The 7854-nt window shown below is 52.8% G+C and carries 9 protein-coding genes; 7 read left to right on the top strand and 2 right to left on the bottom strand.

Annotated features, from left to right (window positions below):
* Nucleotides 1-123 precede the first annotated feature (123 nt).
* From PHV74_13510 to PHV74_13480, 7 genes are all read left to right on the top strand, one after another.
* Nucleotides 124-489: a hypothetical protein gene (locus PHV74_13510; GenBank protein ID MDD5095376.1), complete on the top strand. Its 366-nt coding sequence runs from the start codon at nucleotides 124-126 to the stop codon at nucleotides 487-489.
* 236 nt (nucleotides 490-725) lie between these two features.
* Nucleotides 726-1145: a CBS domain-containing protein gene (locus PHV74_13505; protein ID MDD5095375.1), complete on the top strand. Its 420-nt coding sequence runs from the start codon at nucleotides 726-728 to the stop codon at nucleotides 1143-1145.
* A gap of 27 nt (nucleotides 1146-1172) precedes the next feature.
* On the top strand, nucleotides 1173-2201 hold the full coding sequence (locus PHV74_13500) for a 4Fe-4S dicluster domain-containing protein (protein ID MDD5095374.1): 1029 nt from the start codon (nucleotides 1173-1175) through the stop codon (nucleotides 2199-2201).
* A 3-nt stretch (nucleotides 2202-2204) separates the two neighbouring features.
* The gene (locus PHV74_13495; protein MDD5095373.1) at nucleotides 2205-3047 is read left to right on the top strand and encodes an FAD/NAD(P)-binding protein; all 843 of its coding nucleotides are present in this window, start codon (nucleotides 2205-2207) and stop codon (nucleotides 3045-3047) included.
* Nucleotides 3047-3793 (top strand): hypothetical protein, encoded by a 747-nt coding sequence (locus tag PHV74_13490; GenBank protein ID MDD5095372.1) that lies wholly within the window; start codon nucleotides 3047-3049, stop codon nucleotides 3791-3793. Before PHV74_13495 ends, PHV74_13490 begins: the two co-directional genes overlap by 1 nt.
* Entirely contained in the window at nucleotides 3790-5088 is a 1299-nt protein-coding gene (locus tag PHV74_13485) for a Ni/Fe hydrogenase subunit alpha (protein MDD5095371.1), read from the top strand. The genes PHV74_13490 and PHV74_13485 overlap by 4 nt, the downstream gene beginning before the upstream one ends.
* A 199-nt stretch (nucleotides 5089-5287) precedes the next feature.
* Nucleotides 5288-5761, top strand: coding sequence for a hydrogenase maturation protease (locus tag PHV74_13480; GenBank protein MDD5095370.1), 474 nt, complete (start codon nucleotides 5288-5290; stop codon nucleotides 5759-5761).
* A 23-nt stretch (nucleotides 5762-5784) separates the two neighbouring features.
* Here PHV74_13480 and PHV74_13475 read toward each other — a convergent pair whose 3' ends face one another.
* A complete protein-coding gene (locus PHV74_13475) occupies nucleotides 5785-7671 on the bottom strand; it encodes a phosphoenolpyruvate carboxykinase (GTP) (GenBank protein ID MDD5095369.1) in 1887 nt (628 codons plus the stop codon).
* 31 nt (nucleotides 7672-7702) lie between these two features.
* The gene (locus PHV74_13470) at nucleotides 7703-7852 is read right to left on the bottom strand and encodes a biotin/lipoyl-binding protein (protein ID MDD5095368.1); all 150 of its coding nucleotides are present in this window, start codon (nucleotides 7850-7852) and stop codon (nucleotides 7703-7705) included.
* Nucleotides 7853-7854 lie beyond the last annotated feature (2 nt).

Below are 7854 nucleotides of genomic sequence, written 5' to 3'. Positions count from 1 at the left end.
TGTTGGCGCTTGTTTTGGCGCTAAATTCGACCCGCCAGCCGATTCACTCAGACTTTAAACTTCGCAGCATAATATCAGGGTGACTCAATCAGAATTCCGATACCGGCTTTTTGCAGGGACGCCATGCTTGATTGGCAAGCCATCGGCAGAGACGCTGCCAAACCATGGGTTGAATTGGCGACTCTAGAAGATTTTGAGAAATTGTTCCACGATGTAGCGATACATCGAAAGAATGGGGAAAACGTGACCGGATTGTTGAGCGATTACATAAAACCTGGCACGATGAGGTTCGAGGATTACCTGAATGAGCATGACCAGTGGTTTTCCAGACAGGCGAAATTAGACCAAACCTCCAATCTTTATGACTGGGCCAGATCGGAGTTCTACCAGGGCTGGCTATCGTACCTAACCGCTGTATGGCAAATGTTGAATGACCGGCTTACCGATATCGTCCACGATGAATTCTCTGATGCTTTCCGGGATGGATAGGGCCTGGGTGGTTTTTTGTAACTGCTTGGGGAAATTGTTCCGGTGAAAAAAAGAATCCCCCTGAATTAATTCAGGGGGATTCTTTTTTTGTTTATTCGGGCATATCGTAACATACGACTTGGTTTAGTATGTTGTTTGCCCAGTTCGGTTGTGCTACACTAGCTTCCGGAATATGGACATTTTTTGAGCGGACTCGATCATAATTCAGATTTGAGAGGTGATATGGAGGTAAGCTTATGACAACCAAGAAAACGGCAAAGGACGGCATGACCAGAACGGCAAGGGATATCATGACTCAACCCGTGGTAACAGCCAACGAGGATATGATCGTGACCGATGCCATAAAACTCCTCTTGCGCTGGCATATCTACGGAATGCCGGTAGTGGACAGTTCCGGAAAGATCGTTGGCCTGATTACCGAGGATGACGTGGTGAATTCCGCATTCAGCGGCAATGCCAAGGACACAGTAGTGCGTGAAGTCATGATCAACAAAGTGGAGACCTATTCACCTGATATGCTCGTTGAGGAAATAGTGAACCACTTTGCCGCCGGACAGATTCGCAGCGCCTCGGTTGTAGAAGGCGGAAAAATTATCGGGATAATCAGCCGGCGCGATGTTATCCGAGAGCTGAATCGAATCTACAGCCAGTTCTAGCGGCAATTGCAGATACGGAGAGAAAATATGAGCATAAAAAGGGTTGATCTGGCAACACTGACCACATGGATCGACGGATTGACTAAAAAGGAGCGGGTCATTGGAGTTCAGGCCAAGGGCGACCGATTTGCTTTTGGCCCACTGGCCCGAGCGGCTGATTTGCGGTTGGACTATGATGTGACCATCCTGCCCCCGAAAACATTTTTCCAACCCCCAAAAGAAACCCTCATGTCTTTCAACAAAACCTCCGGATACCAAAGCGTAGTGGAAGACAAACCCTTTGTCCTCTTTGGCGTGCACCCGTATGACATGGCGGCCATCCTGCAGATGGATGAGATATTCTCGCAGGGGACTTATGATGTTCACTACATGACCAGGCGGAAAAATGCCACGATTGTGGTGGTAGATGTCTATCGAGTTTCACCGAATGTTTTCGCCGGCAGCATGGGGACATCGCATATTGAAGACGGATACGATATTCTCATCACCAAAATCGGCGATGACTATCTGGTGGATGGGAAAACAATGTCAGGCAAGAGCCTGATGCTGGGCCTCGTAGCAGCGCCCGATGCAAGCGAGAGCTGGATTGAACAGCGCAAAATGGTCTGGGAATACAACAAACAGCGGCTGCGCAAGCACGATCTGAAAGTGCCTCCCTCAAAATGGCCCAAGCTGCTGGAAGAGGGATACGATAATCCCATCTGGGAAGAGCGGGCCAACCTGTGCTATTCCTGCGGATCATGTGTTCTCGTATGCCCCACCTGCTACTGCTTTGATGTTCGCGATGAGACAAACTGGGACCTTTCAAGCGGAGAGCGCATCCGGGTTTGGGACGGATGCATGCTGACCGATTTTGCCACGGTAGCGGGCAATCACAATTTCCGCAAGGACAAATCGGCACGGTTTCGCCATCGCTATTTGAGGAAAGGGAAATACGTGCCCACGAAGATCGGAGGGCAGATTGCCTGCGTGGGATGCGGCAGGTGCGTCACCGCCTGTACTGCCAATATTGCAAATCCGGTCGAGGTTATGAACCGACTCGCGGAGGGTGAGTAAATAATGGAAACGACAATCAAATCTCAGGACGACATCTATCGGCCGCATTTGGCCACAGTGCTGAAGTCAGAGCCGATGACAGCGATGGAGCGCTTTTTCGAATTGAAGCTGGATTCCGGCCGGGAACTGGGTAATAAACCGGGCCAGTTCGTGGAGGTATCCGTCCTCGGCATTGGCGAAGCGCCTATCTCCGTTTCATCATCGCCGACACAGAAAGGCTCTTTCCAGCTGGTGGTGCGAAACGCGGGAAATGTCACCCGCGCCATACATAACCTCAAACCGGGCGATAAGTTGGGAATCCGCGGCCCCTTCGGAACGAACTTCCCGGTAGAGGGTACGATGAAGGGGAAGGATATCATTTTTGTCTGCGGCGGTTTAGGCTTGGCGCCTGTGCGTTCGGCAATCAACTATGTTATGGATAACCGCAAGAATTATGGCAATGTGACCATCCTCTATGGCTGCAGAAATCCGGTCGAGAGGTTGTTCATCAATGAGGTCAAGAACTGGGCATCCAAGGACCGGGTAACCTACACTGAAACCGTCGACCGGGGAGATGAAAACTGGAAGGGTAATGTTGGGGTGATAACCACCTTGATGACGGATATGTCGGTCGATCCCGGCAAGACAGTAGCCATTGTCTGCGGACCGCCAGTGATGTACAAGTTCGCCATCATGTCACTTTATAAGACAGGGATGACCGCCGATAACATCTATGTGTCGCTGGAGCGGCACATGAAATGCGGAGTCGGCAAATGCGGCCACTGTCAGATTAACGGACTCTATGCCTGCCAGGAAGGCCCGGTCTTCAAATATGCCGATGTGGCCGAAGTGAAGGAGGCCATCTAATGAGTAAGCCAAAAGTAGCCATATTCGATTTTGCCTGTTGCGAAGGATGCCAGCTCCAGATTGTGAATCTGGAGGAAGACATCCTCAACTTGGTCTCTGTAGTAGACCCCGTTGAATGGCGGGAGGCGATGTCCAAGCAGAGCGATACGTATGATATCGCCATGATCGAAGGCTCGATCACGCGCCCTGAAGATGAGGAGAGACTGAAGGAAATCCGCAAACGGGCCGGTCTCCTGATCACCATCGGCGCATGTGCCGCAACCGGCGGCGTGAACAAACTGAAGAACAGGTTCGGGATGGAGGAAGTGAGGGACTGTGTATATGGCGAAGCAGGTAGAATGCCCCATCTACACACAACCCCGACCAAGGCAGTCAATGAGGTTGTCAAAGTGGACTTCCAGGTGCACGGCTGTCCCATCAACAACAAGGAGCTAGCCAATGCCATCCGCTGTCTTTTGATGGGCAAGCAACCGCCCATTCAAACATATCCTGTCTGCGTAGAGTGCAAGCTGAAAGGCAATGTCTGCCGATATGAGTATGGCGAAATTTGCCTCGGCCCGATCACCAGAGCGGGATGCGACGCTCCGTGTCCAACTGGCGGTTTCTGGTGCTTCGGCTGCCGTGGTTATGTGGATAATCCCAACGTTAACGCGGCAAAGGACGTCATGAAGTTCTACGGAAAGACAGTTGATGACCTGAGGGGGCGGATGTTACTATTCGGCAGTAAACAGGAGCATACGCTATGAGCAAAAAGATTGACATCAATGTTCATCATATCACGCGAATTGAGGGACACGGAAACATCATCCTCAAAGCCACCGACGGCACGATAGAGAAGTTGGAATGGCAGGTGCCGGAAGCGCCGCGCTTTTTTGAGGCCATGGTACGCGGGCGCATGTGGTACGACATCCAGGTGATCGTGAGCCGAATCTGCGGGATATGTTCGGTATCTCACTCCCTGGCAGCAGTCAAGGCCGTTGAGGATGCTATGGGCGTCTCGGTATCGGAGCAGACCCGAAAACTGCGCATGCTTCTGCACTATGGAGAGCAGTTCCAGAGCCACATCCTGCACGTCGGCTATCTCGTGGCGCCCGATCTGCTGGGAGCCAAATCGGTGGTGCCTCTGGCCTCTTCTCATCCCGATGCAGTCAAGACCATTGTCGGGGTCCATCGCATCGGAAGCGAGTGGACAGAGTTGATCGGCGGCCGAACCACGCATCCGGTCACCCTGAGAGTAGGCGGATTCGGGAAGCTTCCCTCCGAGACCGAACTGAGAGGGTTGAAAAAATCCCTTGAGGACACCATCCCAAAACTGCAGGCCATAGCCAATCTGGTTTTGAGTCTGGCTGGAAAACTCCCCAGCTTTGATCGGCCAACAGAGTATATCGCGCTGGTCCAGCCCGGGCGCTATCCCTTCCACCATGGGCAAATCGGCAGCACCGATACCCCGGAGATCGTGGATATTCACAAATGGGAATCGGTAGCCAACGAATATGTCCCGGCCCAATCCACCGCCAAGTGGACCAAGTGGCACAGAGATTCATACGCCGTCGGGGCCCTGGCCAGATTTAACCTGAATGCGGATAACCTGCTGCCCTTGGCAACCAAAACAGCTCAATCCTTCGGCCTGAAGAAAGGGTGCTGCAATCCCTACATGAACAGCGTGGCTCAGGTGGTTGAGGCCGTACAGGTAGTGGAAAGATCGCTGCAGTTCATCGATGACCTTCTCTCCGCCGGGATAAAGCCCGAGGTTGCCCAGGTAGTGCCGAAGGCAGGCGTGGGCGTAGGCGCAGTGGAAGCTCCGCGCGGCATTCTGTTCCACCGCTATGCCTTCGATGATGACGGACGATGCATGTCGGCCAATATCTGCATCCCAACCAACCAGAACCACGGCAACATTCAGAAGGACTTCGAAGCGCTGGTTCCCAAGATTCTCGATAAGAGCCAGGATGAGATCCGTCTGTTGCTGGAAATGCTGGTCAGGTCGTACGATCCGTGCGTATCCTGCTCCACCCACTTCTTGGACGTGAAGTTCGTTTAGGGCGTCTGACACGAGGTGCAGGATTCCTCCTGCCGGGGGTTCGGGGGTGTCCCCCGTTCCCTAACCTTCCCCCAAGAGTGGGGGATAGGGGGTTGATAGGACCTAAGTGGAGGGCGGGGTTTATTAACCCCGCCCTCTCTGGTTTGACATATCTTCACCCTCACCCGACCTCTCCCACCAAGGGAGAGGGGTTTTGAACATGAAGCGTAAAAGCATAATCGTCGGAGGCATCGGCAATCCCCTGATGACTGATGAGGGCATCGGAATTCACCTTATTGCTGAGTTGACCGCACGGCCGGATATTCCGCCCAATGTCGACTGCATCGACTTAGGGTCCTCGCTGATGAATGTGGTGCATGCCATCGCCGGAAGGGAGAAGGCTATTCTGATCGATTGCGCCCGCATGGAGGAGCCGCCCGGAACGATTCGCCGCTTCACCCCTCAGGATGTTTCCTCCCAAAAAGCCCTGCCTCATTTTTCTTTACACGAAGGCGACCTGATGGATGGACTGGAGCTTTCGCGAAGGTTGGGAGAATACCCTCAACAAGTAGTGATCTTTGGAATTCAGCCGGCGAGCATGGAGGAAGGAGAGGCTCTCTCTCCTTCCCTGCAAAAACAACTGGGGAGCTACATCGAAGCGATTCTGCGAGAGATCACAGGGGGCAGCGCCTAAAGGCGACTGCCCCCTGACATTGTCTAGCCCAACTGATCGGGACGGATATAATCGCCGTATTTCTTCTGGGCTTCCTTGAGCCGCTGACGCTGCTGATCCAGCACATCAAAGAACAGCTTGGGCGCATCGAGAATCTGAGTCTTGTAGATCTTCTCGATTCGCTCGATCTTGGCCAAGTATTCCGGAATCCTCACCGTGAACTGCTGGGTATAAGCCTCTTTGGTATACTCTTTGCCCAGCACCGATTTGAAGAGCGGAGCCAGGTCTTCGTATTTGGGAATACGCCCGGTGGGTGTCAGGATAGCATCCACATCGCCGTTCACCCGCAGCTCCATCCACTTGAACCAGACGCGCTTATCGGTCTTATGATTGAGGAACTTGCCCTGCTTGTCGCGGATGAAGTAGTTCACTGCGAAGATGAGAGGCGGCTTTTTAAGGCCCTTGCCGAAATCCAGATTATCCTGGACATATCGGCCGATGGGAACGGACAGAAAGTCCAGATTGGACATCGGGCTGAACTCTCGAACGCCCTCCTTCCCCAGCACAGCCGCAGTAGTCTCCGATTCCTGAGAAGCGCCCTTGGTGATAATGCCGTGAACCCAGTCAAGGGATTCTTCCACCGGCACCGAGGTATCGGAATCCCGGCCGCCGTAGACCATCGCGCCCACTAACACGCCCTCGGGATCATCCATCTTCGGGTCCAGATTGGGCAGCATATGAAGATCAAGGGTGAACCGGGAATTGGGATGCGAACAGGGAATTTCCTTCCCTTTGGCGTCTTTCTTTCCTTTCTCCCACTGGCCGGAGTGGTTGCGCCCTTTGGGAGGCACCTCTCCGTCTTTACCCGTCCAATGGATACCGTTCTCCGGGGTAATCAGCACGTTGGAGAAGATGATCTCGGCCTCACGGTTCAAAGCCTCCCACTGGAACGTATCATCAACTGAGTTGATGCCTTCGATGATTCCGAACATCCCCGCTTCCACATTGACCGCTCGGACTACGCCATCCTTTTTCCTGAGATAAGCGATGTCATCCCCGACGATCGTCTCACCCTCCAGCATGGCCGTGGAGGTCTTGCCACACATGGATGGATAAGCGCCGGTGAAATAAGTTACCCTTCCCTTAGGACCGTGCACGCCCATGACGAGCATATGCTCCGTGAGCCATCCTTCAATGGAAGCCTTGCGAATGGCCAGGCGCATAGCCAGTTTCTTGAGTCCGATGGTATTGCCGCCGTATTGGGTATTGGTGCTATAGACAGTACTACCGGCGATATCAATATAGATTCGGCGCTTATCGAGGTTCTTGGAAACCTTCCTTTCATCCACTTCTCCCTGAGAGTGAACGAACTTGAAGAATTGCGCCTCAGCCCCCTGGCGCAGGAATTCCTGGTAGCCCTGTCGATACAGCAGGTCTTCGCTGTGAGCCACATAAGGGGAATCGGTGATCTGGACACAGGGGATGGAAAACTCTGAATTGGTCGGCCCCAGGCATGCGAAGCGCACAATCGCCTCTTTACCCTTCATCAACCCTTTGAGAATTTCATGAACCTCAGTATAACCCTGATCCCTGTCCCGGGTACTGATCAACGGGCCCAGGTCAACGCCCTTGGTCACCAGGATATTGGTGTGCTCTTTATCTCGCCCTTGATCTCCATACGCATCGAAATGGACGGAGTGGCCTTTTATGGCCAGTTTGATCTCTTCGCCATCCCTTAATGCTTTCTCTCTGATGTATTCACGATCCTTTTTCGTATCGGTGCAAACGAAAACCGAATCGGGATTGCACAGTTCGATATATTTGGCCACAAATTCATGAAGGGCGGGATTCTTGATCTTGGTCAGTTTCTTAAAGTTGTCCTCTCCCAGTCTCTTCTTCAGGTTTTCCATGTTTGGTGTTGTTTCTTTCATCATAACCCCCCATTCTTTTTTTTCGATCCGCCTACGGGACAATAACGGCTAGGACATCATTCTTGGCCACCCTGGCGCCCGGCTTGCAATTGATGGCTGCAATTTTTCCGCTGACAGGAGCCAGGATGGAGTTCTGCATCTTCATGGCCTCAAGCACCACCACCGGAGCATCCTGATCCACCT

Source organism: Dehalococcoidia bacterium, from assembly GCA_028711995.1.
Classification (GTDB): Bacteria; Chloroflexota; Dehalococcoidia; order SZUA-161; family SpSt-899; genus JAQTRE01.
Note: the sequence above shows the minus strand (reverse complement) of the source record. Positions and strands in the feature narration are given on the sequence as shown.

Bases quoted from the DNA above. Each gene is read 5' to 3' on its own strand.
- PHV74_13500 (MDD5095374.1), top strand. From the start codon at position 1,173: ATGAGCATAAAAAGGGTTGATCTGGCAACACTGACCACATGGATCGAC.
- PHV74_13490 (MDD5095372.1), top strand. From the start codon at position 3,047: ATGAGTAAGCCAAAAGTAGCCATATTCGATTTTGCCTGTTGCGAAGGA.
- PHV74_13505 (MDD5095375.1), top strand. From the start codon at position 726: ATGACAACCAAGAAAACGGCAAAGGACGGCATGACCAGAACGGCAAGG.
- PHV74_13510 (MDD5095376.1), top strand. From the start codon at position 124: ATGCTTGATTGGCAAGCCATCGGCAGAGACGCTGCCAAACCATGGGTT.
- PHV74_13475 (MDD5095369.1), bottom strand. From the start codon at position 7,671: ATGAAAGAAACAACACCAAACATGGAAAACCTGAAGAAGAGACTGGGA.
- PHV74_13480 (MDD5095370.1), top strand. From the start codon at position 5,288: ATGAAGCGTAAAAGCATAATCGTCGGAGGCATCGGCAATCCCCTGATG.
- PHV74_13495 (MDD5095373.1), top strand. From the start codon at position 2,205: ATGGAAACGACAATCAAATCTCAGGACGACATCTATCGGCCGCATTTG.
- PHV74_13485 (MDD5095371.1), top strand. From the start codon at position 3,790: ATGAGCAAAAAGATTGACATCAATGTTCATCATATCACGCGAATTGAG.